Genomic DNA, 26,845 nt, shown 5'->3' on the forward strand with positions numbered 1-26,845 from the left:
TTCATCAGGAGCGGATCAGGCCCAGCAGGTTGTCGAACATTTCTGCCGCATGTGAGGTGTCCACGGCGGTTTTCTGGGCTTTGGGGGCTTTCGGGACCAGGGGAAAAACGGCCAGGTTCTGCACGGCTGTTTTAGCTGAAAACACAGCTTCATCTGAGGCCTGCGTCTGCGCCGGGGATGCCAGGTGCCGGGTTTCATTGAGGCGAAACTGACCATAGAGCCAGGCGTAATGGGCAAAAATATTTTTCCCCTTTTCGCCGGTATCAGCATGGGAATTATGCGCGTGCTTGAGTTCCGGCCGGATATAAGCGATAAGGTCCTGGTATCCGTCGGCCAAGCCGATGGGAAAGCTCAGGTTTAGCTCGCGGCCGATGGTTTCCAGGCAGGAAACCGGATCAGCCAAAAGCCGGTCATAGGTAATAATGGCGTGGTCGTATTCGCGCAGCCGCGACAGTGCCTGGCGATTGGAAGAGAGCCACAGCAGATGACCTTTTAACAGGTCAAAGCCGTGCCGGTTCTGCAGGGAGACGGCCACCTCGTAGGGATGTCGGACCATGAACACAATACGCGGCGTTAGACCCTTTTCTGAAAATATATCCAGCCACAGGGGCAGGAATTTGCACAGGCGGGGGTCACTGATCACCCAGGGGGCGCTGGATGCAAATTCGCGTTCAATAAGGTTTTCGATTTTTTCCCGGGCATTGGCCGCCGCCCTGCTCTGAAGCCAGTTCTCCGGCAGGGTGCCGATCATGTCCCAGCGGCAGTTAAGATCCCGCAAGAGGATGTCATGGATGAGGATGATGCTGCTGTTTTCAGGATAATCACGGGCTTCTTCAGATCCATCGGCGGCACCCAGGCTCGGCCCGAGGTTAACGCCCAGCAGGCGCAGACATCCAGCCAGAACGGAAGTCCCGCTTTGGTACGCGCCCAGTATTACAACAGGATTGGTCTGCTCACTCATGCCATTACCCCGAAAAAAAATTGTAAAATTTTTAGATAGATAGATGGTTTCATGCCTCTATTGCCCGGAAAGCCTTAAAGACAAAGCAACCACTTGACAACCACTGTCATGAACTTAGCTCCTCCCGAATGTCATTTCGAGGAGCGATAGCGACGAGAAATCTAAAAAAATCATGCAATTGAAAGATTTCTCGCTGCCGCTCGAAATGACAGCCGCGCTCATTTTAAGGCTTAAGTTAATGGCATTGACTTGACAACAAACTTGTTTTTTATCCGCATAACCGGTAAAAACAATTTATTTAACATCCCAACAGGTTGCATAAAAACAGATAAAAATCAAGCCAGAGAATACACCATCAGATAGGGGTAGCTCTTTTCCGAATGCCTGAAAAAAGACCATTTGTATCCATTATTATCCCTGTCTGCCATGACTGGGAGCGGCTTAGCCTGGCCCTGGACGCCCTTGAGCGGCAGACCTGGCCAAGAGAGCGGTTCGAAGTCATCGTGATAAACAATGACCCGGCCGATCCCTTTCCGGATGAATATGCAAACCGGCCGGGTCTGCGTTTGGACAGCGAGGCAAAGAAGGGCTCCTATGCGGCCCGAAACCGCGCGATACAGATGAGCCGGGGGGATGTGCTGGGATTCTGCGATGCGGACTGCATCCCGAATACGGATTGGATCGAAAAGGCAGTGGCGTTTTTGGTGGAGAATCCGGGCTGCTTTCGGATGGCGGGCAGGATTGAACTGGTATACGGGGATAGTGAAAAACGCACCTGGGCGGAAATGCACGAACGCATTTTTGCCTTCATGCAGGACGAGTATGCGAGAAATGGAAGCTCCACCACGGCGAACATGTTTGCGTGGGGATGCGTGTTTGACGCGGTGGGGGGATTTGATGAAACGCTGGTATCCGGCGGGGATCTGGAGTGGGGCAAACGGGCGGATGCGGCCGGGTTCAGCATCGGCTACTGCGAAAATGCTGTTGTTCGGCATCCGGCAAGAAGCACCATGCCTGAATTAATGGAAAAGGCCAGGCGGGTGTGCAGCGGCTATATCCGGGTCAATGAAGCAGATATCCGGAAAAACCCGTTAAGTGCCCTCTATCACGGTCTTTGCATGATCAAGCCGCCGGTAAAGGGCGGATCCATGATTTTTGCCAGCAAAGACCTCAGGCCTGCCCAAAAAATGGGGGTGTATTTTCTTGAGTATTTACTGAAGCTCGTGCAGTTCGGGGAATATGTGCGGTGTCAGACAAAAGTTGTCCGCGGGCATCAATTTTGATTAAACCATTCATTGCCATTTCATTTGATCGAGGAATGCGAGCGAGGAGAAATCTTCCCGCGAAAAATTACAGAGGATCAACATTGGATATCAGCGCTTCAAACACTTTCTTCCAGTCAAACCGCCCGGCAAAGCGGCGGGCGGCGGCAGGATCGAATTCCTGCGGGTGAATGGCTTTCTGCACAAGGCTTACAAACTCCCGGGCATTGTCATAGAACCATACCGGGCCGCCTATCTCTTCAACCTCGGGCCACCGGGCGGAGATTGCGGGCAGGCCGGCGGCCATGTACTCGAATAGTTTCAGGGGGCGGATGCCTTTGATGGCACCCATCTGGTTGTTTACGTCAAAAGGAATCAAGCCGGCCACAGCAGAGCGCATCAAATCCGGCAAAGCAGGATGCGGTACCGGACCGATGGGGTAAACATTGGCGGGCAAGTCTGACAAGCCGTTGGCCGCCTCGGCCGGTCCGGCCAGCACGAAAGAAACGCGGGGCAATTGTTTTGCAGCGGTTTTAATAACGTTGAAATCGATGCGGGAGTCGATTATCCCGGTGTAGAGTGCAATTGGATCGGGTATATGTTGAATCGATGCGGGTCTTTTTCGGTGCTGCCGATTCTTTTTGAAATCAAACAGATCAAAATCGACCCCGTTGGGAACCAGTATCGCCTTATTGGGACCGAGCCGATCAATATAGGATTTTAGCCCATTGGCTGAATATGCGGTGATATCAGCCTTTCGGGCAATTTTTTCTGCCAGCGGCCGTGCCTCGCCTTCCCATCCCGGAAACCGCTCGTGCATGTCCATGACCCTGAAGAGCGATTTTTCAAAAGAGAGCTGCTCTGTCAAAAAATGATAAGAAATATTGTCAATATAGAGCAGTGAAACCCGGTTGATGCCCGCCTTTTGAATTCTTTGCTTCAATGACGGCATTAGGGTTTTATACCAGCTGCGGGTTACCGGTTTGCTTCTTAACGGGAAACGTCCGTCCGGGGCGATAAGGGAAAAAGGCAGATGCGAATGGATCATGCCGTTTTCATGAATCGATGGATTGTAAAAAACGCGCTTGAACCTTTGCAGCACCTCGGGAGTGGAAAGTTTCAGGAGATGCAGCGGGGTAACGGGCGCGGAAAAATAATGCACCTGCCAGCCATGGCGGGCAAACTGCCGGGCCAGGTGCTGGCTGCCTACCTGCAGCACCGACCAATAGGGATGGGAACATGCCATGACAACGGTTTTAGGTTTGTACGCAGACATATTCAAAAACCTCAACCGTTTTTCCCGCTGTTTTTGACCAGTCAAACCCTGCCGCCCGTTTGAGCCCCTGCCGGCGCATGCGGCTATAAAGTTCATCCGAGTCAAAAACCCTTTGGATTGCATCTGCCAGACAGATCGAATCATCGGGATCGCAGAGGATGGCGGCGTCTCCGGCGACTTCGGGCAGACTGGCGGTATCTGCGCACACCACGGGGCAGCCGCAGGCCATTGCCTCAAGCACGGGCAGGCCGAAGCCTTCATAAAAACTGGGATAGACAAATACGCGGGCGCCGGCATACAAAAGGGCCAACTCGGCGTCCGAGACATAGCCGGTATAAATAATCCGGTCTTTTAAACCGGATGCGTGCCGGCTGCCTTGCCCATCCTTTCCCCAGCCGGACCAGCCCGTGCACACCAGCTTTACGTGTGCCGGCAGATGGGCCAGGGCATCGAAAACGGCCCGGATGTTTTTGCGCGGATCAGAAGTACCGGCAAAAAGGACGTATTTTTCCGGCAGGCGCTTTTGCGCTTTGAATGCGTTTATTTTTTCCCGGGGATAATCATAAAACAGCGATTTATCGCAGCCCAGCGGGATGGGATGGATCCTTGCAGGCATGTCCGGATAGGTTTTTTGGAACTCTTTTCCGGTAAATGCCGATGGCGTGATGATAGCGTCCGCCAGGTTAAGGGATTTTTCAAAATATTTATTGAAAAACCGGACCCGGTCTTTGGGATGAAATTGGGGCATTATTTTTAATGACAGATCGTGGATAGTGAACACGGTTTTTACATTGCCTGCCGCCTTATAAGGGAAATAGCCGGCCTCATGATAGATGTCAAATCCCCGTGAAACGCGGTAAAACCGGCGGGCGCTCATTTCATGGGCAAGCATCCTGGCCATGTAGACAAAACCGGGCGGCAGCCGCCAGGCAAGATCAACGGCAGCTGTCCAGGGGCTTCTGCCGCCGGGCGGCACCGGCATTTGCTCGCAAAGGCGGATGCCGTCAAAATACCGGATCACCAGCTCCGGGTAGCGGACCTGGATTTGCCTGTAAAGCTCCCGAATATACCGGCCGATACCCGTCGCAATATTTTTCAGCGGCCCCGCATTCACCACCAGGGTGTCAAACCTTGAATTGTGAATTATTGGCTGCTTCATCTTATCGCCGTGTGAATATGAAGTTGGCCGAGCTCGGCAGAATCCGCTGCAGAAACGGCAGGCATGAAAGAAAATAAAAATACACGGTTTCCAAGGGCCCCCTTTTGATCAGGCACGGATAATAGTCTATATACAATTCGAGCCCGGCGTTTAAGGCAAGTCGTTTAATCTCAGGAATAATCATCACATCTTCGGGGACAGCCGCCCTTTTCCGGTTCATATGACGCGTCAAAACAGGATAAAAGAATCTTGTGGCAGCTGGTTCGTAAAAATAAATTGCCCTGCCCCCGGGCTTTAGCACCCGCGCGATTTCCTGAAGCATCCGTTTATGGGCCAGAAAATGATGGGCCGAAGCAAAGCAGAAGATCAGGTCCAGCGAGGCGTCGTCTTCATGGATTTCATAGCTTTTGCAGGCATATGAATTATCTATGCTGACCTCAAAAACGCGCTCCCATTTGGGAAGCGATATGACCGCATATTCGCTGATATCGGTGGCTGTCACGTGTGCGTGCGGAAAAACCCGTTTGTAGATGCAGGCGGCCCAGCCCTGCCCTCCCCCGATTTCCAGCACACGACCGGTTTTGGGGAGTTTGTCCCGATGCCGGTCCAGGCAATCCAGAAACACCCGGGCATCTGACATTTTGTTAATAATGTTGACAATCGAATCGGATTCAGGCGATTCGGTTTTGGAATCCCGCCAGAAATCGATTTCAATTTTCTGTTTGGCCTCAATATCACTCATCTTAATTCAGCCTAAATTGAGCGTTTCAGATTTTTAAAAACATGCTTTTATAAAAGATTATAACAATTTATATTTTAACAATCTGAAACCCTCCGGGATTTCCAATTTTACCGCATCTACTGCGTCAGATGCAGCCTCGCATAGTCCACTATAGCTCGCCTGCATCTTCCTTGTATCTGCGGCAAACTTGAAAATCGCTCAATTTAGGTTCAGAGTAAAATACTTTATGTCTGGATAGGACTGGATAGAAAACATATTTAAAGATTTCTCGTCGCCCCCCCTTTGAAAAAGGGGGGATTGGGGGGATTTATAATGGGCCATGATGAAAAATCCCCCTAAATCCCCCTTTAAAAGGGGGACTTAAAGGAATCTGAAAATCTCATCCGGCGACTTTCCTCGAGTATCATAAGGGGTCACTCGTTTATTATCTTGATTGCAAAAACCTGCATGGCTTTGTCTACACTTGCCAGCGCCATCTTTTCCAGCAACGCCTGAGCTGCCAGCATGCGATCAAAAGGATCGCGATGATCAGCATTCCAGCTTCCGGCCATTTGCGCATGCTCAGGCTTGATATTCAAAGATTGAAACCCCGCCTTATCAATCCATAAAGGCACATTTACGGCAACTGCATCTGCTTCAGGAAGTTTGCCCAATCGAAACTTGGTCGTTATTTCCCAAACCGAGGCTGCGCTCACATAAACCGGGTTATTGATGTCCTGAATAAACGCTTTTATTTTTTTGGGCAAACGCTCGTCATCAAACAGCCACCATAAAAATATGTGAGTATCCAGAAGCATCGCTTCTATTCCCATCGGCGCAGTTCCTCCTCAGGCAGCGGTTCAAAAAATGCATCGGTCACTTTGCCTGATGCGATTCCCGGAATCCTTTCTTGGGACTCTTTAAAAGGTACAATTTTGGCATAGGGTTTGCCGGCTTTGGCAATAACAATCTCCTCCCCCGCATGGACGCGGGATAAGAGTTTTGAAAAATGTGTTTTGGCTTCATGAATATTTATAATTTCCATCAGAACCCCTCCCTCCAGCTTAGTCTACTTTTTTAGTCTAATCCACTTAAGCTCTTAGCGCAACAGTTATTCAATAAGGTGTTATTTAATAAGGCCATGCGAAATCAGGTAATCACTTAAAACCACGGCGGATCATGTTTCGAATTCCGGGGCTTAGCCCGGTATCAAGAAAGAATCGGGTTTGTCAGAAACATGTCGTAGTTCTCAGGGGTTAGCAACAGGGTTTTCGCTCTGGGGTATCCTTTTAAGAAGGTTTTGGGAAAACCGGCGTCCTTTTTTTTCGGGTTCCATTTGAATTCACAGGCGTAAAGAGGCTCTCCCTGCTCTTCGATATAGTCGATTTCCTGCTGCTGGGTGGTGCGCCAGAAAAAGGCATCTGCCTTCACACCTTTATTGCCCGTCATTTTCCGCCTCTCAGAGACCAGGTAATTTTCCCACAAGGCCCCTGTATCTGTGCGGCTGGCCGGAGCAAGGAAGTTGCCGATCACTGCATTGCGTATTCCATTATCCAGGAAATAGATTTTTCTGCTCTTTTTTATTTCATTGCGGATGTTGCGGCTGTATGCAGGGAGTGTGAAGATGACAAATGCTTTTTCAAGCAGGTCAATATAACGTTCCACGGTGTGGCTGTCCGCGCCTGTAAGCTGCCCGATTTCATTAAATGAAACCTCACTGCCGAGCTGCAGTGCAAGGGCCTTGACGATTTTTTCCAAAAGTGCCGGTTTCTTGATGTTCTCCAGCGTGAGCAAATCCTTAAACAGGTAGCTGCCGGCCAGAAGCTTCACCAATTCTTCTTCCCGGCCTGAAGATGTCACAACTTCCGGGTAACTGCCGTAAATCATGCGATGCTCCAGGAAACGACGCTCCTCAAGCAGGCCATGATGAGAAGCCAGCTCATTAAATGAGAGAGGCGGCAGGGTAAATTCAAACTTCCTGCCCGTAAGGGGTTCAGCTATGCTGGAATTAAGTTCCAGAGAAGAAGACCCGGTGGCAATTGTCTGCACTTCCGGAATCTGATCGGTCATCAGCTTCAGGGTAAGGCCGATATTGGGAATCCGCTGCGCTTCATCAATACAGACGATTCGATTTCCTTTGATGATTGTTTTCAGGCGGGTGGAAGTCGCATCCTGCAGCAGTTCACGCACATCCGGCTCATCAGCGTTTAACATCAAATAGCTTTCGCCGGAGAGTTCTAAAACGGCCTCTATTAAGGTGGTTTTTCCGGATTGCCGGGGGCCGAGCAGAATAACCGCCTTGCCCTGAAAAAGGCGTTCCTGGATTCGGCCCATCACATCTCTGTATATAAAATTTTTGGATTTCATTCCAAATAAATTATAATAATTTTGGAATTAATGCAAGAATAATGGGGTCGGACCTATGTAACCAACTCAAATATCATCAAATACGTCCCACAAAAGCCCCTTTTCATCCCTTAGCCTGAGTTTACGAATTATAAATAATTTATTCGAAAAGCCGTTTATTTTCAATGCGTTAATAAAATATTTTGTGCCCCCTAACTTTTTATGCACAATATATTCACGTTTTACTTGACAATTGACACAATATATTGCTATTGTACCCACTAACTTAAGGGGGCGCTATGGCATATATTACCAGGAAGAAGATTAAAGGCATCACCTATTATTATGCGGAAGAAAGCGAGAGGCGAGACGGCAAGTCTCGAAGAAAATGGCAAAAATATTTAGGACCTTTGCACAAAATCATTGAAGCGGTAGAGGGAGAACCATTAAAGCCGGATTATGCAGAGATTTTCCAGCTCGGCGGCCCGGCAGCCTATTTAAATACGTCCGAACAGATAAAGATGATACAAACCCTCGACAGTGTCCTCCCTAAACGGAACCAAGGACCATCAATTGGATTCTATTTGACGCTGGCCGCGATAAATCGGGGAATTGACGCAGTGAGTAAACGATCGATGTGGCCCTGGTTCCAGGATACAATTCTGTTTCGTGCGTTTCCTGAAGTCAACAAGGCCTCTCTGAGTTCGCAGCGGTTTTGGGACAACATGTCTGCGATTACAGAAGATAAAATAAAATGCGCTTGGATGAAACTTGTCAATTCCGTGTTGGACCGGGAAAAATTAGATTTGTCATGCACTTCATACGATGGCACCAATTTTTATACATTCATCGGTTCTTTTAACACGCGTTGCGCAATTGCGAAAAGAGGGAAAAACAAACAGGGGCGCGGTGATCTCAGGCAAATTAATTATGCCTTGTTCTGTACACGCAAAGACCACTTCCCACTATATTTCGATGTGTTCGAAGGCAATCGTCATGATTCAAAGGAGTTTGAGGTCTTGATTGACCGTTTTTTCCAAGCCTTTAAAAACAGGGCCCCAAAAGGCGATGGCATGACGATTGTATTTGATAAGGGCAATAACTCCAGCGAAAATTTGAACAGATTTATCAGGGATTCCGGTTTTCATTTTGTGGGTTCGGTAAAACCGGATGATCATAAAGAACTGGCCACAATCTCCAATAACGATAAACGTTTTGAGCCCTTATCACATCCGCGGCTTGATCAGGTGAAGGCCTTTCGTACACATAAAAGAATATACGGAAAGGATCTTACCGTTGTGGTTACATTCAACGACAACCTTTATGTTTCACAGGTGAAGTCCATTAATAATGAAATCAACAAAAGCATGGGCAAACTCGACGCTATCGCCGCCAAATTAGACGACCGAGCAGCGGGTATAATAACCAGAGGCAAAAAACCGACGAAAGAGTCTATTCATAACCAGGTGTCAAGAGCACTTTCCGGGCAACATATGAAAAACCTGATAGAAACAGTGATCGGTGAACGCGATGGCATGCCGACACTATCCTATAAAATAAATACGGATGAATATGCCAGGCTTGCCGATACATATCTGGGCAAAAACATTATTATCACAGACAACCATAACTGGACGACAGAAGATATCGTTGTGACGTACCGGAGCCAGTACGTTATAGAGGATGTTTTCAAACAGATGAAAGACAGGAACACGGGCACCTGGTGGCCCATGTATCATTGGACCGATAATATGATAAGAGTTCATGGGTTTTATTGCTCATTATCGCTGCTGCTTCGTGCCTTGATTATGAAAAAAGCCAAAGAATCCGGGCTCCCCATGTCGATAAACAAATTGCATGATAAGCTTTTCGGAATCCGTGAAGTGTTGAATATATTTTCGAAAAAGAAGAATAAACAGAAAGCCCAATCCGTTGTTTCCAAACTGGATGAGGTGCAAGAAGAGCTTTTCAATTTATTTGAAATGAAAAAGTATTTGGCAAGTTAGGGAGGACGCTTGATGTAATATATAATATATTATATCAAAATGTTATGTATTTGATTTTTGATAAATCGTAAACTCAGGTTAGAGTCTCAATTTCGCCGCCAAAATCAGCGCTGTAAGCAGCAAGTGAAATGGGCGAATGGGGCCGGACCTACATAACTTCCTCATAAATCAAAAAATATTTGCCACAGAAGCCTGTTTTCATCCCTTAGGATTGCCTTTTTGCAATCAAAATTGACATTGTAAGGGACTGCTGCTTCTTTCAATGCATAAGCAGCCTCTGAACACGGTCCGGAAGAAGTGCACCAGTGTTGCGTAAATCATTTTTGGATAAGTGATGGGTTCAGTCCGTGGCTTGAACCCAGTTTTCGAGGTGCAGGTTGTCGATTTTCTCAAATTCTTTTGTGTTGTTGGTCACCAGGGTCATCTGCCGGGACCTGGCGATACCCGCGATCAATAGATCATAAGGACCGATTGGCTCCCCCTTTTTTTCCAGATGCGCACGGATGGCAGCCGCTTCTTCGGCCCCGAAGCGGTCCAGTTCGATGATGCTCAGGGGCAGAAGAAACTTTGCCAGCGCTTTTTCCGATTGCCGGGCAGATCGGCTTTTTTGGGCGCCGTATTGGAGTTCGAAAAGAGTGATGGCCGAAATGGCCACATCCTCGGGCGGGTGCTTGCGAAACTGCGCAAGGACTTCCGGGGGATGGTTTTTTATAAGGTAAATACAGATATCGGTGTCCAGCAGATAACGCATCAAAACGCGGATCTTTCCTGCATGTCAGGCTGGCTGCGGCCATCGGCCATAAAATCCTCCGGAAATTCTTCCAGCGCCTCAAACGCCGCATCCCACGTAGTTTCCATGGGCTCGAGGATCACCTGGCTGCCTTTTTTATAGATTTTGACCTCGGTGCCCGGCATCCGGAATTCCCGGGGCAGCCTGACCGCCTGGGAGCTGCCGTTTTGAAACAATTTTGCTTTTTCCATTTTTCCCTCCGGACAATTCTACTGTATATACTTTTTATATATACGAAGGGCGGGGTTGTCAAGTTTTTTCGACGAATTCGAATTCCGATTCCGAATGGGGTCGGACCGAATGGGGTCGGACCTATGTAACCAACTCAAATGTCATCAAATACGTTCCACAAAAGCCTGTTTTCAGTCCTTAGAGCCTCAATTTTGCCCTTAAAAACAGGGTGTAAATTGCAACCGGCTCCTCAGTCCTATGTTTCAAAATCTTCTTTGTTCAGTCCGGACTGCCTTGCCGGCCCTCCGACTGTATTTGTCGCCCTTGTATAATTATATACCCGATCTGTGCGCCGTCGTCGATGATGGATGTTTCGTGGATGAAGGTTGTGTGGGCTAAGGGCCGAGGGCCGAGGGCCAAGGGGAAAGGTGAAAGGTGAAAGGGCCAAGGTTCAAGGGGAAAGGGCCAAGGGCGAAGTGTCCTTGTTCCTTGCTCCTTGGCCCTTGCTCCTTGGCCCCGAGCCCTACCTTGCTTTTCCGTGGGCTATATAGTTGTGGGGTCGGTAGTTGTGGGGTCGGGTCCCAAAGGCTTTATTCACCAATGGTTGAGTATATGGTATTCAACGTTTCTGCATCAATTCGAAGGCCCGCCTCGAGCAATTTTTCTATTTCCGGCCTGACGGAGTCAATCAAACCGATGCGCTTTGCCTTTACAAGTAAACCTATTGATCCTATCAGGGGCAGGTTTAAAAGTTTGGATTCAGCAGTTCCGCAAATTCTATTTCATAATGACTTAAATCCGACAGATAAGCAGAAACCGGTTTTTTGACTTCCACCTCGGAGACCACTTTTTCAGGTACTACCCATAAATCTGCAAGAGGTGAGACTGTTTTCAGCAGGCCGGCTTTTCCAAGAAGAATAATCGGCGAGGCGTTAAGGACGAAAATTTTATTCATATCCGGCTTCTGTAAGTATTTCCCGGGCTGTATACTGAAATGGAGATACGTTTAGTTTGGACAGTGCCATTAAAAAGTCCTCACGGGTTATTCCGGCTATTTCTGCGGCTTTCTCCTGCGAGACTTGTCCCATTTCATACCACTTTACGGCTGCTATAAGGCGCATGTCCCGTGTAAGTTCATCAGGTGTCTTGCGAAGGGCTGAAAAAGCCCCTACCGGCAAGTCAAAACATACAGTTCTGGTTTCCATGACAATATATCCTCAAACATGAATTTTTGGCAGCAAGGGAAAATTGACGTGTTTCCTTGCCTTGGGCCCTTAACAGTAAAATACAACAGTAAACTAAAATACGCAAGGTTCTTTAATGGGGGCGGACCTATGTAACCCACTCAAATATCATCAAATACGTCCCACAAAAGCCCCTTTTCATCCCTTAGCCTGAGTTTACGAATTATAAATAATTTATTCGAAAAGCCGTTTATTTTCAATGCGTTAATAAAATATTTTGTGCCCCCTAACTTTTTATGCACAATATATTCACGTTTTACTTGACAATTGACACAATATATTGCTATTGTACCCACTAACTTAAGGGGGCGCTATGGCATATATTACCAGGAAGAAGATTAAAGGCATCACCTATTATTATGCGGAAGAAAGCGAGAGGCGAGACGGCAAGTCTCGAAGAAAATGGCAAAAATATTTAGGACCTTTGCACAAAATCATTGAAGCGGTAGAGGGAGAACCATTAAAGCCGGATTATGCAGAGATTTTCCAGCTCGGCGGCCCGGCAGCCTATTTAAATACGTCCGAACAGATAAAGATGATACAAACCCTCGACAGTGTCCTCCCTAAACGGAACCAAGGACCATCAATTGGATTCTATTTGACGCTGGCCGCGATAAATCGGGGAATTGACGCAGTGAGTAAACGATCGATGTGGCCCTGGTTCCAGGATACAATTCTGTTTCGTGCGTTTCCTGAAGTCAACAAGGCCTCTCTGAGTTCGCAGCGGTTTTGGGACAACATGTCTGCGATTACAGAAGATAAAATAAAATGCGCTTGGATGAAACTTGTCAATTCCGTGTTGGACCGGGAAAAATTAGATTTGTCATGCACTTCATACGATGGCACCAATTTTTATACATTCATCGGTTCTTTTAACACGCGTTGCGCAATTGCGAAAAGAGGGAAAAACAAACAGGGGCGCGGTGATCTCAGGCAAATTAATTATGCCTTGTTCTGTACACGCAAAGACCACTTCCCACTATATTTCGATGTGTTCGAAGGCAATCGTCATGATTCAAAGGAGTTTGAGGTCTTGATTGACCGTTTTTTCCAAGCCTTTAAAAACAGGGCCCCAAAAGGCGATGGCATGACGATTGTATTTGATAAGGGCAATAACTCCAGCGAAAATTTGAACAGATTTATCAGGGATTCCGGTTTTCATTTTGTGGGTTCGGTAAAACCGGATGATCATAAAGAACTGGCCACAATCTCCAATAACGATAAACGTTTTGAGCCCTTATCACATCCGCGGCTTGATCAGGTGAAGGCCTTTCGTACACATAAAAGAATATACGGAAAGGATCTTACCGTTGTGGTTACATTCAACGACAACCTTTATGTTTCACAGGTGAAGTCCATTAATAATGAAATCAACAAAAGCATGGGCAAACTCGACGCTATCGCCGCCAAATTAGACGACCGAGCAGCGGGTATAATAACCAGAGGCAAAAAACCGACGAAAGAGTCTATTCATAACCAGGTGTCAAGAGCACTTTCCGGGCAACATATGAAAAACCTGATAGAAACAGTGATCGGTGAACGCGATGGCATGCCGACACTATCCTATAAAATAAATACGGATGAATATGCCAGGCTTGCCGATACATATCTGGGCAAAAACATTATTATCACAGACAACCATAACTGGACGACAGAAGATATCGTTGTGACGTACCGGAGCCAGTACGTTATAGAGGATGTTTTCAAACAGATGAAAGACAGGAACACGGGCACCTGGTGGCCCATGTATCATTGGACCGATAATATGATAAGAGTTCATGGGTTTTATTGCTCATTATCGCTGCTGCTTCGTGCCTTGATTATGAAAAAAGCCAAAGAATCCGGGCTCCCCATGTCGATAAACAAATTGCATGATAAGCTTTTCGGAATCCGTGAAGTGTTGAATATATTTTCGAAAAAGAAGAATAAACAGAAAGCCCAATCCGTTGTTTCCAAACTGGATGAGGTGCAAGAAGAGCTTTTCAATTTATTTGAAATGAAAAAGTATTTGGCAAGTTAGGGAGGACGCTTGATGTAATATATAATATATTATATCAAAATGTTATGTATTTGATTTTTGATAAATCGTAAACTCAGGTTAGAGTCTCAATTTCGCCCCCAAAATCAGCGCTGTAAGCAGCAAGTGACTCCTGTAAGGCGTACACGGCACCGTTTTCTTTTCTGCGAATTTGTCGATGCCTGGCCTTTAATCCAAGGTTGGCCTTGACATTCTCAACAAATTCGGCAGACCCTGCTGCTATGCCTTCGCTCCAGATCTTTTCCCGGTTGGTGCCCGCCTCGATATAATCCTCCACCCAGTGTTCATAGCTGTCAGTCAGTGTTTTCTCATCTACATCCAGCACTTGCTTTAATCGATCCCGGGCTATTATTCTATATCGCCGGGGCGGGTCAACGATTTCATGCCATCCCCCGTGCCTCCATTTTCGGGGATGCGCTACAACTCCCGCCCTGACCATGTTCAGATCTATATATATTAAACATCGGACAAGATGCTCATCTGTATCCACGGCAGTCGCGTGGTAGCGGTCTTCCCAAAAGGCCCCTTTCCTGTTTTTCCGCTGATTATATTCCTGTCCGACTCGGCCTGCCACAAGCTGCATGGCCCGGGGGATTGATTCACGATCATGGTTGCTGTGCACCAGAAGATGAATGTGGTTTGAAGTCACAGTATAGTTCAGGACCTCCAGGCCGTAGCGTTTTCGGGCTTCAAAAAGCCATCTGATCCAGGCCCTGCGATCTGTGGCAAATTTCAGCAAAAATTCCTTTTTATGGCATCGGTGCGTAATATGCCACACATGGTCCGGCAAAAAATATCTGTTAGCTCTGGGCATAGGCTCCTTAATTCGACATTTTGAGTGCCAAAATAGGTATTCTAAGGCAGTTTCAAGGCTTTGTAAATGATCTTTAATAAATAAGTTCAATGATTTAAACAGGTCCGACCCCATTCATAGACCCATTCATAGAGGCGTTCAATTTGTGCTGCAACGGAGCTGATATGAAAACATTTTTCAAATCGCCGGCGCGCCGCCTCGCCCATCTGCCGGCAGGCGGATACTTGCCCGCGCATGGTGTTAATGGCTTCTGCCAAGGCAACTGCATCTGCCGGCGGCACCTGCATGCCGGTAACACCGTCTATGTTCACCTCGTTTACGCCGGAGCCGGCGATTTTAGTTGTCAAAAGCGGCTTGCCAAGGCTCATGGCCTCTAAGAGGACCATGCCGAACGCCTCTGTGCGTTCAATAGAGGGGAGGCAGAACAGGTCACAGTCTGAAAAGAGCTGCCTTAAACGATCCGTATCCACCTGACCCGGAAGAACGACCCGATCCTGCAGGCCTTTTTGCGAAACCAGTTTTTTAATACTGAGATAGCGCGGGCCATCGCCCACTAAAATGAATTTGGCATCCGGCACTTTTTCCGCGGCTGCAACCAGGTACTCAAACCCCTTGTAATAGGCAAACCGGCCCACGCTAAGCACTTTGAAGGACGAATCCGGTTTTGACGGCTTACCGCCTGAAAGACTGCCTTCCAGTCGCGCCGGGTTTATTCCCAGGGGAACGACCTGGATTTTTTCCTTAAATCCTGAAAGCGGCCGGCTGGCATGCAGATAGGCATTAGACGTCGCGATTACGCGGTCCGCTTTTTTGAGCAGCAAAGCCTCCCAGGGCTTGTAAAAATTATACAAGAGCCCCATTTTCCGATCGATCGGCGAGGCCACCACATCGGCGTGCCAATGCAGCACCAGCGGGCACAGCTTTTTGATAAATAACAGCCAAAACGCAGAAATATTGGGCAGATGCGCGTGAATCACATCCGGCCTAAACGTTCGTATGGATGAAAGAAGGTGCAGCGGGAATTCAGGGGTTAGCGGCGCATAGGCGGCCTGGCCGAAGGTCCGGATCCGCCTCACTTTTACCCCATTAATTTGTTCCCGGCAGGTGGGTTTATTAAATTCAGATTGATGGGCCAGGACGCATACCTCATGGCCCTGCCGGACCTGCTCCTCGGCCAGATCACACACAAAACTCTCAATGCCGCCGGGCTCGGGCGGATAGAATTTGGAAATATGGAGGATTTTCAAAAGCGGCCCAATTTATTGCTTAGACAGTAAAGATTTAATATGTTAATGGGTTTGTAAAAAGCGGTTTATTCCGCCGCCGCGGTATTTTTGCAGAAAGTAACCCTGAGAAGCGTCCGCATTGCCAGAAAAGCGTCCGCATTGTCATTTCGAGCGCCAGCGAGAAATCTTTTACAAACAAGATTCCTCGTCGCTTGCGCTTCTCGGAATGACAGCAGCGGAAGTGTCTGGAATAAAAGTACATGCTGCCCCCCCTTTTTGAAAAAGCGGGGATTTGGGGGATTTATAATGGGCCATGATGAAAATCCCCCTAAATCCCCCTTTCAAAAGGGGGAGTTAAAGGATTCGGTCCTTTTTTTATAAACCTTTTACAATTTTTATAAACCTTTGCCAAAGTCAGAGGCACTGAGTTTTTTAAAACTTGAACTGTGAACCGTGAACCTTGAACTCAAAATTACTTAGAAACTAAACATCTATTCACACCATAACCGAGAACATATGTCAAGCAGGCATGATCTGCCGCTAAAATCGGGCAAAAATACTTTGGTCGTCATACCGGCGTGGAACGAGTCAGGAAGCATTCAGGATGTGGTCCGTTCCGTATGGGAACTGTCCGGCCTGAAAGTCCTGGTGGTGGATGATGCGAGCAGTGACGGCACCGGCGCTTTGGCCAGGCAGGCAGGGGCTGAAGTGGTTCGCCTATCCATGAACCTGGGCGCCTGGACCGCTATTCAGACCGGGTTTCGCTATGCGCTGGCCCACGGATACGATACGGTTATAACCATGGATGCCGACGGCCAGCATTTTGCCGAAAGCATACCATTGCTTTTAGGCACACTTTTTAACACCGATAATGATGTGATTATCGGCGCTAATCCGGATCGGGCCACCCGATGCCGGCAGCTTTCCTGGTCCTTTTTCCGCGTGCTGACCACCATTGACCTGGAGGATTTCACCTCCGGGCTAAAGGCTTATAACCATCGCGCCATGCACCTGCTCCTCAAAGACAGGGCGCACCTTTTTGACTACCAGGACCTGGGGGCGCTGCTTTTGATGCAGCGATTCGGCCTAAAAATTCAGGAAGTGGCAGTCCCCATGCAGAAACGCATGAACGGGCACTCCCGGGTTTTTTCCAACTGGTGGCAGGTCATGCGGTACATGCTTTTGAGCACCGCCCTGTGCATTTCAAAATTCCGCCATACAGACAACGGCGAAAAAACATGCAGCGGAGGTACAGATGCCGGTTTATAACATTATTACGGCACTGATCGGGCTTGCCACAGGCGCCCTGATACTATTTCTTGTGCGAAAGGACCGGCTCTCGGTGAATTATACTCTCTGGTGGGGATTTGTGGCAGCGGGCCTTGTCATTGCCGGCTTGATTCCGCAGCTTTCAGACTTTGTGGGCCGGCTGCTGGGGATTCACTATCCGCCCATCCTGTTCGTGATCATCGCCATCTGCTTAATATTTATTAAAATTCTGTTTATGGATATCCACCGCTCCAAACACGAGCAGCAGATCAAAATCCTGGCCCAGCGGCTGGCCTTGTATGAAAATAATATGGATAAGGATGATTAATTTGACCCTGCCGGATTTTTCTTAACTCTTTTTTGGATTCTCAAAAACCACTCATTATCCCGAACAGCATTGAAGCGGGTATCCGATTCCAGACGATTCAGGTCATCAAAACCGCTGTCAACAGCCTTTTCAAGCCATTCACAGGATTTTTCCGGATTGCCCTTGTAAGCGTGAAGGGCCGCCAGCTGATAGGCAAACTTATAATCATCCGGGGACAGCTCAGCACCCTCTAAAAACAAGGCCATGGCCTTGTCAACCGCACCTAAGCGCAGATGGGAAGTAGCCAGATGGTTTAAGGCTAGTATATATATCTCTCGTTCCCTGGCTGAAACCATTGACAGCACTTTTTCATAGGCTGAAGCAGCCTGCCTGGTTTTTCCCTGCCCCTCATATACTATCCCCATCTTAAACTTGAGCGCCGGATTCTCAGGATATTGATCGATCAAGGCCTCAACGCATGCTTCAGGGGCGCCGCATTGCCTTAAAAACCGAATCAACTGTTGAAGGTCCTCTTTAATCGCCTGGTTCTCCGGATCAATTTCAAGCGCCTGGCGATAATTTTCGATAGCGGTGTTAAACTCACCTATCATGGTCAATTCATACCCCAATTTGGCGTATGCCATTGCCGGCTTGTAGTTTTCTTCTATGCCTTTACGGAAAGCGGTGATAGCTTCTACATGGTATTCCATTGCACTATAACACAGGCCTATATTATATAAAATCGCCGGCTGTTCAGCCATCCCAAAAGACCTTCTATAATACGGAATCGCCTCTTTGTATCGTCCGTTCTGCTGCAATGAAAAAGCCAAATTCTTAAGCGGCCTGGCATCCTCAGGCGCCTTGCGCCCAGCATCTTTCCAGAATTGAACGTCATCGCTCCATAAAACATTTCTCTCATGAGTCCAAAAGCCTAAAATCACAGCAATGACCAACATGCCAGCTATCGACAGCCATTGTGGCTTTAACGTTTTAAAAACAATATTCGCTACCAGCATAGCGATCATAATGGATGGCAGGTACAGTCGGTGCTCATATATAAGCTCGATAGGAATTACTGAGGATTCTATCACCAAATTGCCCAGAAACCAGAGTAGACAAAACGCAAGCACCCGATGTTTTCTGGCCGTATAAACCGCCAGAAAAAAAAGTGCCGTCACCATAATTATTGCGAGTATAGTGGTTGACGGATGAAGGGCAGAATAGGACAGGGGATAATCATAATCCAGGGTAAGACGTGACGGATGCGGGAAAAACAAAAGGCTGAGGTAAAATCCAATAATCCGGAATTCGGTTAGAAGCCTTTCCGCCATTGTAAAATCCCAATAGCGAAATCCCGCTGTTATTCGTGCAATCGAGTTGTCGCCCAGAAAAATCAAGGCCAAACAGCCAAATATCAAAACAGCCATAACCGTGGCTGCGATCATCCATTTTGAATAGACGGGGCGGAGATTCTGAAAAAAAAACCATTCATATAAAAGAATAAAAATCGGCAAAGTGGCGGCATTCTCCTTGCTTGAAACAGCAAACACGCCGCTTAGCACACATCCAGTGAGAAAAACGATGGCCACAAATGCCTGATCCCGGCGCATCGCCAGCCGGCACCTAATATAAAACACCATAGAGAGGACAAAAAACATGGTTGCCATGCTGGTCATTCGCTGAACGATATACGTGACCGCATTGGTCTGCAGGGGATGCAGCACCCATATTATTGCAGCCAGAAAAGCAATCCATAAAGACTGCTGTGCCTCTGTTTGAAAATTTGCATATCGCCCATTGCCTTCTGTATTTGTAACGGAAAGATTCAGTGTCGCGTGAAATAAAAAAAACAGCAGAATCCCGGTGAACAAGTGAATGGCGATATTGAAGAGGTGATAGCTGAATGTATCTGTTCCGCCGAAATAATAATTAACCGCCAGGCTTATGATTGCCAGGGGGCGATATTTCCCCTCAGCTTGAGTGGCAACTTCCAGTAAGGAATCTATACTTAATTCACTGATTTGAAGGTTTGGGTTATTTTTGATAATCGAGTTGTAGTCATCGAAAAGAAATGGCGCATCAAGGGTATTGGCATATACAAACAGGGCAGGAATTATGATAAGGAGGGCAAAAGAAATCTTTATAATATAATTTCGTGAGGTCACATACATTCCAGAGTTGCCTTGCATCCTTACTGTCTAATGTCAGCTCTTTTTTATCGGGATATGACATTAATTCTAATGTATGTCAAGCGCCTGAAAGGCCTCTTAACCCCATACTTAATTGGAGTCCCGGTAAAAATTTATTTGCCCACTGAATCAAATTTGTTATTATTTATAATTTGCCTATATAGACTTCTTAAATGCAAATTGGATGCGTCACCTAAATTTGACTGTATAAAAAATGATTTATATTGTATCCGGATTGCCGCGCTCCGGCACCTCCATGCTCATGAAAATGCTTGAAGCCGGGGGCATTGAAATTTTGACCGATTATCGCCGAACGGCTGATGTTGACAACCCGAAAGGCTACTTCGAATACGAAGCAATTAAAAAGCTGGCCGAAGATGCTGAATGGATTAATCATATTGAGGCGAAAGGGATAAAGGTCATTTCTCACTTGTTGCCATATTTACCCAGAACGCAATCTTATAAAGTTTTATTTGTACTGCGGCCCATTGAAGAGGTCATGCTATCTCAAGCACGAATGCTTGAACGCACGGGAGACACAGCGGGTCTTGAGGATCAGGACAAACTGGCCCGAAAATTTAAAGATCATTTGTATACGATACGATTGTGGATAGCCAAACAGGCTCACATGGAATGCCTTTTTATAAAATACAGGGATATTATAAATGCCCCTCAAGAATACGCTGAAAAAATCAGTGCTTTTATCCAGGTCCCATGTAACATCCAGGCCATGGCAGATGTTGTGGACAGTCGTTTATACCGAAACAAAATTACATCCTAAAAAGATTCTCTATGAGTAAGTTCATGCCCATTATTTTCCTGCTTTTGATCTTTGTCCTTTGGCTGGTCATGCCGGCCTGCGCATTCGCCTATATAGGGCCGGGGGCGGGTTTTGCGGTGATATCATCCTTCTTTATCCTTTTGGCCACGGGATTTCTGGCGGTTTTTACAATTCTGCTATGGCCTTTCCGGGCAGGAATTTTATATTTAAAAAAATCCCGGGTCCGAAAAAACAAAAAAGCCGGCCGCGTGATTGTACTGGGGTTTGACGGACTTGATCCCGGACTTGTCAATGAGTATATGAACAGCGATTTGCTGCCGCACTTTAAAAACCTGAGCCAGTCAGGAACGTTCTCGAAGCTTTCCACCACCAAGCCGTCCATTTCTCCGGTGGCCTGGTCATCTTTTGCCACCGGCGTCAACCCGGGAAAGCATCGCATTTTTGACTTCTATACCCGGGATACGAACACCTATCTCCCGGTATTATCCTCTGCCGAAATCGCCACTATCACCAAACCTATAAAGATAGGGCCCTTAAAATGGCAAAGAAATAAAACTGTTGTCCGGTTTCTGCGAAAAGCCACCTCTTTCTGGCAGACCATCGGAAAAAACGGTATCTTTTCATCGGTTTTGCGGGTCCCCATATCTTTTCCCCCGGAAAAATTTTACGGCGCCAGCCTCTCCGCCATGTGCACACCGGATTTGCGAGGCAGCCAGGGCGCTTTTACATGCTATACAAGTGCGGCGGAACAACATACATCGGGAATTTCAGAAGGGGCTTATGTACCTGTTGAAATACAGAACAATTGCTTTCAAACCCAAATATACGGCCCCAGAATGCCTGGCCAAAATTCCGAATTGACCATCCATGTCCAAGGAAAGCTTGATTTAGAACGAAACCAGCTGATTCTCCAAATCCACAAAAATTCTTATAGACTGATGCCGGGCGAATATTCACCCTGGATTCGGCTGTCCTTTAAAACCGGGGTACATAAAAAAGTTACCGGGATTGCCCGATTCCTGCTTAAACAAATAGAGCCTGACATGCGCCTTTACATGAGCCCGATTAATATTGATCCGGAAAAACCTGTTTTGCCGGTTTCCCATCCTTTCTATTATTCCGTTGTTTTATCGAAGCTTTATGGCCCATTTTCAACTCTGGGGCTTTCCGAAGACACTTGGGCATTAAATGAGGGGGTTATTGATGAACAGGACTTCCTTGATCAAAGCTATGATATCTATGAGGATCGAAAAAAACATTTCTTTGATGCGCTTAAAAAAAACAGAGAGGGCTTAATCGTATCCGTATTTGACACCAGTGACCGCATCCAGCACATGTTCTTCAGATACCTCGATCCAGATCACCCGGCCAATACAGACAAAGACAACCTTAAACATAAGCTGGCCATACAGGGAATGTATCAACGCATGGATCAAATGGTCGGGGAAGTAATGAGCCGGCTGAAGAAAAATGATGTGCTGATGATTATTTCGGATCACGGCTTTACACAATTTAAATGGGGGATTAATATCAATTCCTGGCTTTGGAAAAACGGGTATCTGGTGTTTCATGACAATATGAAGCCCGGCGGAAGCTGGTTTGAAAACGTTGACTGGCGTCATACAAAAGCATACGGTATGGGATTAACGGGAATTTTTATCAATCTTGAACACCGAGAAAGCCAGGGAATAGTGAAAAACGGGGATGAACGATTTAAATTGCAACTCGAACTCAAAGAAAAACTCGAGTCCCTAATCGATGAAAAAACCGGGATAGCCCCCATACGCCGGGCGATGCTCTGCCAAATGAATCTCAGCGGCCCCTATGTCGACGATGCGCCGGACCTTTTAATCGGCTATGAAAAAGGATACCGCGCTTCCTGGAACAGTGCAGTAGGGAAAGCCACGGATTGCGTTATCGAACCCAATACCCGGCGCTGGTCCGGGGATCATTCCGTAGATCCGGAACTGGTGCCGGGGATTTTTTTCTGCAATCGCAAAGTTCAAGAAAAAAACCCCTCCATCCTGGATATTGCGCCGACCATTCAGGATCTTTTCGGCGTTCCCCCACTTAAAAATCAGGATGGACGGACATTAAACCTTTCGTTTAAAAGCCAAAGACCATGAATCGACGACAATTTATAAAATACCTCACAGCAATGGGAGCGACAGCCATACTCCCCCTTCACAGTTCTTTATATGCCGCCAAACGCCATCCCAAAGTCATGGTACTTGGCATTGACGGCATGGATGTCCGTTTGACCCGGCAGTTTTTAAGCAAAGGCCTGCTGCCGAACATCCAAAAGCTCATTAAAAATGGTGCGATGACCCCTATGCAAACAAGCATGCCGCCCCAAAGCCCCGTAGCATGGTCAAATGTAACAACAGGAGCGCCCCCGGGCATGCACGGTATTTATGATTTTATACACCGTGATCCGGAAACTATGGCGCCTTATTTATCAACATCAGAAGTCACGCCCCCCAAACGTGTTCTGCATATCGCTGATTACCGGATACCGCTCTCGGCGGGAGACACGCGGTTGCTTCGCAAAGGAAAACCTTTCTGGGAGGCGCTAGGCCAAAGAGAAATCCCCACAACAATCTTTAAAATGCCGGCCAACTTTCCCTGCCAATCAAACACCTCCGTTAATATGGTCTCTGGCATGGGAACACCGGATCTCAGGGGAGGATATGGCAGCTACACTTTAGTAACAACTTCTGCTGAAAAAAATAATCTTTCAGGCGGCCGCCGCATCTCCATTCAATTCAGCCAGGGACGTGCGGATGTCAGATTGCCGGGGCCTGCCAACAGCTTGCGCGACGGCAGCCCGGAAAGCCATGTCCCCCTTACCATCTGGCGGGACAAACATAATCCGGTCGCCCGCATCCGTCTTCAGGATAATGAACTTGTGCTCAAACAAGGCGAATGGAGCGGCTGGCAGGAAATCGCATTCCCTATGATGGGGCAACTAATCAGCGTCAAAGGAATTTGCAAGATATTGATCAAGCAGGTGCATCCGGACTTTTCAATGTACATCTCGCCCATCAATATCAACCCCGCAGCTCCTTCCCTGCCAATCGCATATCCAGAGAGCTACGCCGAGAAACTCACCCGGCAGGTGGGCATGTTTTATACCCAGGGTTTTCCGGAGGATACCAAGGCCCTTTCTGACGGCATCCTTTCCGAAGATCAATATTTGGAACTTGCTGATCAGGTTTTTGATGAACGGGAACGCTTACTGGATTTTGAACTTGACCGGTTTTCAAAAATTCGCAGCGGCATGCTTTTTTTCTATTTTTCCAGCCTGGATCAAAACACCCATATGTATTGGCGCATGATGGATGATGCCAATCCATTGTACTCCCAGGAAATGGCTGCAAAATACGGTGACACCATCCTTTCCTACTATCTCAGGGTGGATCGTATCATTCAAAAAATCATGGATCAAATCGACACCCGGGATCCGGATACGACCCTGCTTATCATGAGCGATCATGGATTTGGCGCATTTAATCGTCAGGTCAATCTCAACACCTGGCTTCATGAAAAGGGCTATCTCTCACTGAATGGCAGAATCAACCAAGTGGCCGGAAAAGATGGCTATTTCCAAAAAGTTGACTGGAAGCGAACCGCCGCCTACAATGTGGGGATTAATTGTATTTATTTAAACAGGGAGCAACGAGAGGCCAACGGCATTGTTACAAACGGTCAGGCCAACAGCCTGCTTAAAATGCTCAGCAAGGACCTGAAAGCCCTGCGTGATCCTGAAACCGGAGACAACGCTGTTTCCCGAATCCGCATCATCCCCCCGGAAGAGCAGCAGCGGCATCCGGATGCCCCGGATATTATTGTGGGCTGGAACGAAGGCTACCGAAATTCCTGGAAAAGTATACTCGGCAGCTTTGAATCCGAAATATTCAAAGACAATACAGACAAATGGAGCGGGGACCATTGCATGGATCCGGCTTTTGTGCCCGCCCTGTTGATCAGCAACCATAAACTATCCAAGACATCCCCAAGCCTCTGCGATATCGGCCCCACCATACTGGACCGTTTTGCTATTCAACCGGGTGCGGACATGACCGGCACCAGCCTTTTTAAAGGCTGAAAAAACGAAACCCGTTCAAATTGAAACGTTTTAAGCAGGAGATTGAATGATGGCCAAAATAAAAATTGATGATGCCCTCTACCAAAAAGTTAAAAATCTCGCCGAAAAAGCCGGTTATGCATCGGCAGATGAATTTGTCGCCCACATGCTGGAGCGGGAAATCAATTACGCCGGTGATGAAAATGCACCCAGCGACCAGGAAGTCCTGGATCGGTTAAAAGGACTCGGCTATATTTCGTAAAATCCAATGGAAAGTCTGATGCACCTGATAAACCGCATTTTTGATCTGATCAGCATGAATCAAACTTATGGGCAACGATACGCGACGATCGCCTTGCTAAGTTTGATCAGTGCGGCCGTATTTCTGGTCATTTTCAAAAAGATGTCCGACCAAACAGCCATTAAAAAAGAAAAAGGAAAAATCCTCGGGCATTTATTTCAAATCCGGCTGTACAAGGACCAGCTTTTAATGATCCTCTCGAGCATGGGCGGCATTTTCAAGCATAATTTGCTATATATCCGATACACCCTCCCCCCCCTTGTGATCATCATTATTCCATTGCTGATTATCACCATACAGATCAACCAAAGATGCGGCTATGCGCCCCTTCAAAAAGGAAATGAGTTTATTATATCCGCCCGCATCAACCAGCCAAAGGCCCTTGACTCCATCCAATGCCGCCCAACCGCCGGCATTGAGTTGATGACGCCCGTCCTGCGTATACCGGATAAAAACACAGCCTATTGGCGGGCCAAACTTATTCCCAGTGCCGAATCAAATGAAGCGGTGGCGTTCTATACATTGAAAAACAAACTGGGCCAAAAAAGCATTGCCAGCACCCCCCCACCCCGCCGTTTCCTGCCAAAAAGCGTGCAATCAAATGGGCTCAACGCCTTTTTATACCCGGCTGAAGGTTTTTTGCCGGATAATACGGCGCTAAAAGAAATCACCGTTGATTATAAGCGCGCTTCCTATTCCTTCCTCTGGATCAGCATGGATGCCATTGTTCTATATTTTATCCTGACACTCCTGTTTGCTTTAATCATCAAGCCCCTTTTCAGGGTTGTGATTTGATATGCATAACCCGCTATCGGCCAATATTTTTTTTGCGGATTGATGCGGGCAAAGGCTTAAACTCCTTTCTCCAGGCATGATACAACCCTTTTAGCGCATAGGCCGTGGCCCTTATCGGGTGACGGCCCCAGCGAAATTGCAGGAATATATGACCGGGTAAGGTGTGCCGAAGAAAATGCCGCCGGGCGGGACGGCCGCCGGCGCGGTAAAGCCCGTCCATCATGTTGCGCGCCATGTAATAATAACGCTCGGGAGCATGTTCCAGCCATAGCCCTTGCGGCGTGAGCTTTTGGTACTGGCCGAGTTGATGGTAAATTACAGCACCGGGATCCCAGTAAAAACTATAGCCCGCATCGCGAAGGCGCAAGTGCAGCTCATGCTCCACAAAATCGATAAAATAGTCGCTTCGAAATCCTCCGACCCTGTTGAGAGCTTCAACGGCATAAAGCGTGCCTGAGCTCAGGCTGGAATCCACCTTCCACGGTGTTTGCTGGACCAGCGCCTCTCCGATATCTGCAGGTTCCTCGAAACTTACCCCATTCCAGCGATAGGGCCAATGCACGTGCTCTGGGTATTTAGCGCTCCGCGCACAGGCTGCCACAGCGCCTACAGGCGAGTCGGTTCGGTTCAGAGCTTCAGCGGTTTCCAGTAAACGGGCGAGACAACCGGGCGTGCAACGGCTGTCTTGATCCAGCATCCAGAGCCAACACGATCTTCTTTCAAGAGCCGCTGCCAAGGCCATATTGGCCGCAGCAGCTACGCCAATATTGGTCGGTAAAGCCCGACATTCAAGGTTTTCGATATTGGCTTTGTGCGCTTTTTCGCATGTAGCATCATGCGAGGCATTATCAATCAAAAGCACCGATATGCCAGTTTTTGACAGGCAGGTATCTAAAAGGGGTTGAATCGTATCCTCCCCTTGCCGGGCAATGACCGCTGCCAACACTTTATCAGCGGCGAATTGATTTGCTGGACGCATCACTGCTGCTCTCTTTCATCCCATTTAAGCTTTTCAGGCGGGCACGGTGGCCCGCCACTACCCTTTGTATCCATCCCCAACACCCTTCAGGATGCTTGAATGTTTGAAAACTAAATTGACCCT

25 protein-coding genes are annotated in these 26,845 nt (G+C 47.6%); 10 read left to right on the plus strand and 15 right to left on the minus strand.

The annotated features are described in order from the left end of the window. Nucleotides 1-4: 4 nt before the first annotated feature. On the minus strand, nucleotides 5-961 hold the full coding sequence (locus tag U5L07_14815) for a hypothetical protein (protein MDZ7833017.1): 957 nt from the start codon (nucleotides 959-961) through the stop codon (nucleotides 5-7). A gap of 380 nt (nucleotides 962-1,341) precedes the next feature. On the opposite strand from U5L07_14815, the gene U5L07_14820 reads away from it, so the two are divergent. Further along, nucleotides 1,342-2,244: a glycosyltransferase gene (locus U5L07_14820; protein MDZ7833018.1), complete on the plus strand. Its 903-nt coding sequence runs from the start codon at nucleotides 1,342-1,344 to the stop codon at nucleotides 2,242-2,244. A 67-nt stretch (nucleotides 2,245-2,311) separates the two neighbouring features. Here U5L07_14820 and U5L07_14825 read toward each other — a convergent pair whose 3' ends face one another. The 6 genes from U5L07_14825 to U5L07_14850 all read right to left on the minus strand — a co-directional run bounded on the left by U5L07_14825 (nucleotide 2,312) and on the right by U5L07_14850 (nucleotide 7,713). Then, nucleotides 2,312-3,499, minus strand: coding sequence for a glycosyltransferase (locus tag U5L07_14825; GenBank protein ID MDZ7833019.1), 1,188 nt, complete (start codon nucleotides 3,497-3,499; stop codon nucleotides 2,312-2,314). Continuing rightward, nucleotides 3,480-4,658 carry a glycosyltransferase family 1 protein gene (locus U5L07_14830; GenBank protein MDZ7833020.1) on the minus strand — a complete coding sequence of 393 codons (1,179 nt, stop codon included), beginning with the start codon at nucleotides 4,656-4,658 and terminating at the stop codon, nucleotides 3,480-3,482. The genes U5L07_14825 and U5L07_14830 overlap by 20 nt, the downstream gene beginning before the upstream one ends. A gap of 1 nt (nucleotide 4,659) precedes the next feature. Continuing rightward, nucleotides 4,660-5,400: a class I SAM-dependent methyltransferase gene (locus U5L07_14835; protein MDZ7833021.1), complete on the minus strand. Its 741-nt coding sequence runs from the start codon at nucleotides 5,398-5,400 to the stop codon at nucleotides 4,660-4,662. A gap of 413 nt (nucleotides 5,401-5,813) precedes the next feature. Continuing rightward, nucleotides 5,814-6,212, minus strand: coding sequence for a type II toxin-antitoxin system VapC family toxin (locus U5L07_14840; GenBank protein ID MDZ7833022.1), 399 nt, complete (start codon nucleotides 6,210-6,212; stop codon nucleotides 5,814-5,816). Next, on the minus strand, nucleotides 6,203-6,424 hold the full coding sequence (locus U5L07_14845; GenBank protein MDZ7833023.1) for a type II toxin-antitoxin system Phd/YefM family antitoxin: 222 nt from the start codon (nucleotides 6,422-6,424) through the stop codon (nucleotides 6,203-6,205). The genes U5L07_14840 and U5L07_14845 overlap by 10 nt, the downstream gene beginning before the upstream one ends. Nucleotides 6,425-6,588: 164 nt before the next feature. After that, a complete protein-coding gene (locus tag U5L07_14850) occupies nucleotides 6,589-7,713 on the minus strand; it encodes an ATP-binding protein (GenBank protein ID MDZ7833024.1) in 1,125 nt (374 codons plus the stop codon). Between the two features lie 311 nt (nucleotides 7,714-8,024). Between U5L07_14850 and U5L07_14855 the strand changes: the two genes are divergently transcribed. Continuing rightward, nucleotides 8,025-9,731: an IS1634 family transposase gene (locus U5L07_14855; GenBank protein ID MDZ7833025.1), complete on the plus strand. Its 1,707-nt coding sequence runs from the start codon at nucleotides 8,025-8,027 to the stop codon at nucleotides 9,729-9,731. Between the two features lie 340 nt (nucleotides 9,732-10,071). Here the strand turns inward: U5L07_14855 and U5L07_14860 are convergent, their stop codons facing one another. The 4 genes from U5L07_14860 to U5L07_14875 all read right to left on the minus strand — a co-directional run bounded on the left by U5L07_14860 (nucleotide 10,072) and on the right by U5L07_14875 (nucleotide 11,897). Then, nucleotides 10,072-10,482, minus strand: coding sequence for a type II toxin-antitoxin system VapC family toxin (locus U5L07_14860; GenBank protein MDZ7833026.1), 411 nt, complete (start codon nucleotides 10,480-10,482; stop codon nucleotides 10,072-10,074). Further along, a complete protein-coding gene (gene vapB / locus U5L07_14865) occupies nucleotides 10,482-10,712 on the minus strand; it encodes a type II toxin-antitoxin system VapB family antitoxin (protein MDZ7833027.1) in 231 nt (76 codons plus the stop codon). Before vapB ends, U5L07_14860 begins: the two co-directional genes overlap by 1 nt. Nucleotides 10,713-11,437: 725 nt before the next feature. After that, nucleotides 11,438-11,647, minus strand: a complete 210-nt coding sequence (locus U5L07_14870; protein MDZ7833028.1) for a hypothetical protein — start codon at nucleotides 11,645-11,647, stop codon at nucleotides 11,438-11,440. After that, the gene (locus U5L07_14875) at nucleotides 11,640-11,897 is read right to left on the minus strand and encodes a UPF0175 family protein (GenBank protein MDZ7833029.1); all 258 of its coding nucleotides are present in this window, start codon (nucleotides 11,895-11,897) and stop codon (nucleotides 11,640-11,642) included. The genes U5L07_14870 and U5L07_14875 overlap by 8 nt, the downstream gene beginning before the upstream one ends. A 352-nt stretch (nucleotides 11,898-12,249) precedes the next feature. Here U5L07_14875 and U5L07_14880 point away from each other — a divergent pair, with 352 nt between their 5' ends. Continuing rightward, entirely contained in the window at nucleotides 12,250-13,956 is a 1,707-nt protein-coding gene (locus U5L07_14880; GenBank protein ID MDZ7833030.1) for an IS1634 family transposase, read from the plus strand. 73 nt (nucleotides 13,957-14,029) lie between these two features. Here the strand turns inward: U5L07_14880 and U5L07_14885 are convergent, their stop codons facing one another. Next, a complete protein-coding gene (locus U5L07_14885) occupies nucleotides 14,030-14,788 on the minus strand; it encodes a transposase (GenBank protein MDZ7833031.1) in 759 nt (252 codons plus the stop codon). A gap of 86 nt (nucleotides 14,789-14,874) precedes the next feature. Then, nucleotides 14,875-16,035, minus strand: a complete 1,161-nt coding sequence (locus U5L07_14890) for a glycosyltransferase (protein ID MDZ7833032.1) — start codon at nucleotides 16,033-16,035, stop codon at nucleotides 14,875-14,877. 495 nt (nucleotides 16,036-16,530) lie between these two features. Here U5L07_14890 and U5L07_14895 point away from each other — a divergent pair, with 495 nt between their 5' ends. Continuing rightward, entirely contained in the window at nucleotides 16,531-17,283 is a 753-nt protein-coding gene (locus U5L07_14895; GenBank protein ID MDZ7833033.1) for a glycosyltransferase family 2 protein, read from the plus strand. Next, the gene (locus U5L07_14900; protein ID MDZ7833034.1) at nucleotides 17,270-17,611 is read left to right on the plus strand and encodes a DUF2304 domain-containing protein; all 342 of its coding nucleotides are present in this window, start codon (nucleotides 17,270-17,272) and stop codon (nucleotides 17,609-17,611) included. Before U5L07_14895 ends, U5L07_14900 begins: the two co-directional genes overlap by 14 nt. Here U5L07_14900 and U5L07_14905 read toward each other — a convergent pair. Next, on the minus strand, nucleotides 17,608-18,987 hold the full coding sequence (locus U5L07_14905) for a tetratricopeptide repeat protein (GenBank protein MDZ7833035.1): 1,380 nt from the start codon (nucleotides 18,985-18,987) through the stop codon (nucleotides 17,608-17,610). The genes U5L07_14900 and U5L07_14905 overlap by 4 nt on opposite strands. A 1,006-nt stretch (nucleotides 18,988-19,993) precedes the next feature. Here U5L07_14905 and U5L07_14910 point away from each other — a divergent pair. Genes U5L07_14910 through U5L07_14930 form a run of 5 tightly spaced genes read left to right on the plus strand, consistent with a single transcriptional unit; the run spans nucleotide 19,994 to nucleotide 25,743 of the window. After that, a complete protein-coding gene (locus tag U5L07_14910) occupies nucleotides 19,994-20,560 on the plus strand; it encodes a sulfotransferase domain-containing protein (GenBank protein MDZ7833036.1) in 567 nt (188 codons plus the stop codon). Between the two features lie 23 nt (nucleotides 20,561-20,583). Continuing rightward, nucleotides 20,584-22,686, plus strand: a complete 2,103-nt coding sequence (locus U5L07_14915; GenBank protein MDZ7833037.1) for an alkaline phosphatase family protein — start codon at nucleotides 20,584-20,586, stop codon at nucleotides 22,684-22,686. Further along, nucleotides 22,683-24,668: an alkaline phosphatase family protein gene (locus U5L07_14920; GenBank protein ID MDZ7833038.1), complete on the plus strand. Its 1,986-nt coding sequence runs from the start codon at nucleotides 22,683-22,685 to the stop codon at nucleotides 24,666-24,668. The genes U5L07_14915 and U5L07_14920 overlap by 4 nt, the downstream gene beginning before the upstream one ends. Nucleotides 24,669-24,717: 49 nt before the next feature. Beyond that, nucleotides 24,718-24,909: a hypothetical protein gene (locus U5L07_14925; GenBank protein MDZ7833039.1), complete on the plus strand. Its 192-nt coding sequence runs from the start codon at nucleotides 24,718-24,720 to the stop codon at nucleotides 24,907-24,909. An 18-nt stretch (nucleotides 24,910-24,927) separates the two neighbouring features. Beyond that, nucleotides 24,928-25,743 carry a hypothetical protein gene (locus U5L07_14930; protein MDZ7833040.1) on the plus strand — a complete coding sequence of 272 codons (816 nt, stop codon included), beginning with the start codon at nucleotides 24,928-24,930 and terminating at the stop codon, nucleotides 25,741-25,743. 13 nt (nucleotides 25,744-25,756) lie between these two features. On the opposite strand, the gene U5L07_14935 is transcribed toward U5L07_14930, so the two are convergent. Further along, nucleotides 25,757-26,722 (minus strand): glycosyltransferase, encoded by a 966-nt coding sequence (locus U5L07_14935; protein ID MDZ7833041.1) that lies wholly within the window; start codon nucleotides 26,720-26,722, stop codon nucleotides 25,757-25,759. Between the last annotated feature and the right edge of the window lie 123 nt (nucleotides 26,723-26,845).

This window comes from Desulfobacterales bacterium (assembly GCA_034520365.1).
GTDB lineage: Bacteria > Desulfobacterota > Desulfobacteria > Desulfobacterales > Desulfosalsimonadaceae > M55B175.

Coding starts and splice junctions, on each gene's coding strand:
- U5L07_14870 (MDZ7833028.1), bottom strand. CDS start 11,647: ATGAATAAAATTTTCGTCCTTAACGCCTCGCCGATTATTCTTCTTGGA.
- U5L07_14850 (MDZ7833024.1), bottom strand. CDS start 7,713: ATGGGCCGAATCCAGGAACGCCTTTTTCAGGGCAAGGCGGTTATTCTG.
- U5L07_14820 (MDZ7833018.1), top strand. CDS start 1,342: ATGCCTGAAAAAAGACCATTTGTATCCATTATTATCCCTGTCTGCCAT.
- U5L07_14845 (MDZ7833023.1), bottom strand. CDS start 6,424: ATGGAAATTATAAATATTCATGAAGCCAAAACACATTTTTCAAAACTC.
- U5L07_14830 (MDZ7833020.1), bottom strand. CDS start 4,658: ATGAAGCAGCCAATAATTCACAATTCAAGGTTTGACACCCTGGTGGTG.
- U5L07_14895 (MDZ7833033.1), top strand. CDS start 16,531: ATGTCAAGCAGGCATGATCTGCCGCTAAAATCGGGCAAAAATACTTTG.
- U5L07_14835 (MDZ7833021.1), bottom strand. CDS start 5,400: ATGAGTGATATTGAGGCCAAACAGAAAATTGAAATCGATTTCTGGCGG.
- U5L07_14900 (MDZ7833034.1), top strand. CDS start 17,270: ATGCCGGTTTATAACATTATTACGGCACTGATCGGGCTTGCCACAGGC.
- U5L07_14925 (MDZ7833039.1), top strand. CDS start 24,718: ATGGCCAAAATAAAAATTGATGATGCCCTCTACCAAAAAGTTAAAAAT.
- U5L07_14860 (MDZ7833026.1), bottom strand. CDS start 10,482: ATGCGTTATCTGCTGGACACCGATATCTGTATTTACCTTATAAAAAAC.
- U5L07_14930 (MDZ7833040.1), top strand. CDS start 24,928: ATGCACCTGATAAACCGCATTTTTGATCTGATCAGCATGAATCAAACT.
- U5L07_14880 (MDZ7833030.1), top strand. CDS start 12,250: ATGGCATATATTACCAGGAAGAAGATTAAAGGCATCACCTATTATTAT.
- U5L07_14875 (MDZ7833029.1), bottom strand. CDS start 11,897: ATGGAAACCAGAACTGTATGTTTTGACTTGCCGGTAGGGGCTTTTTCA.
- U5L07_14825 (MDZ7833019.1), bottom strand. CDS start 3,499: ATGTCTGCGTACAAACCTAAAACCGTTGTCATGGCATGTTCCCATCCC.
- U5L07_14915 (MDZ7833037.1), top strand. CDS start 20,584: ATGCCCATTATTTTCCTGCTTTTGATCTTTGTCCTTTGGCTGGTCATG.
- U5L07_14910 (MDZ7833036.1), top strand. CDS start 19,994: ATGATTTATATTGTATCCGGATTGCCGCGCTCCGGCACCTCCATGCTC.
- vapB (MDZ7833027.1), bottom strand. CDS start 10,712: ATGGAAAAAGCAAAATTGTTTCAAAACGGCAGCTCCCAGGCGGTCAGG.
- U5L07_14935 (MDZ7833041.1), bottom strand. CDS start 26,722: ATGCGTCCAGCAAATCAATTCGCCGCTGATAAAGTGTTGGCAGCGGTC.
- U5L07_14885 (MDZ7833031.1), bottom strand. CDS start 14,788: ATGCCCAGAGCTAACAGATATTTTTTGCCGGACCATGTGTGGCATATT.
- U5L07_14855 (MDZ7833025.1), top strand. CDS start 8,025: ATGGCATATATTACCAGGAAGAAGATTAAAGGCATCACCTATTATTAT.
- U5L07_14815 (MDZ7833017.1), bottom strand. CDS start 961: ATGAGTGAGCAGACCAATCCTGTTGTAATACTGGGCGCGTACCAAAGC.
- U5L07_14920 (MDZ7833038.1), top strand. CDS start 22,683: ATGAATCGACGACAATTTATAAAATACCTCACAGCAATGGGAGCGACA.
- U5L07_14840 (MDZ7833022.1), bottom strand. CDS start 6,212: ATGGGAATAGAAGCGATGCTTCTGGATACTCACATATTTTTATGGTGG.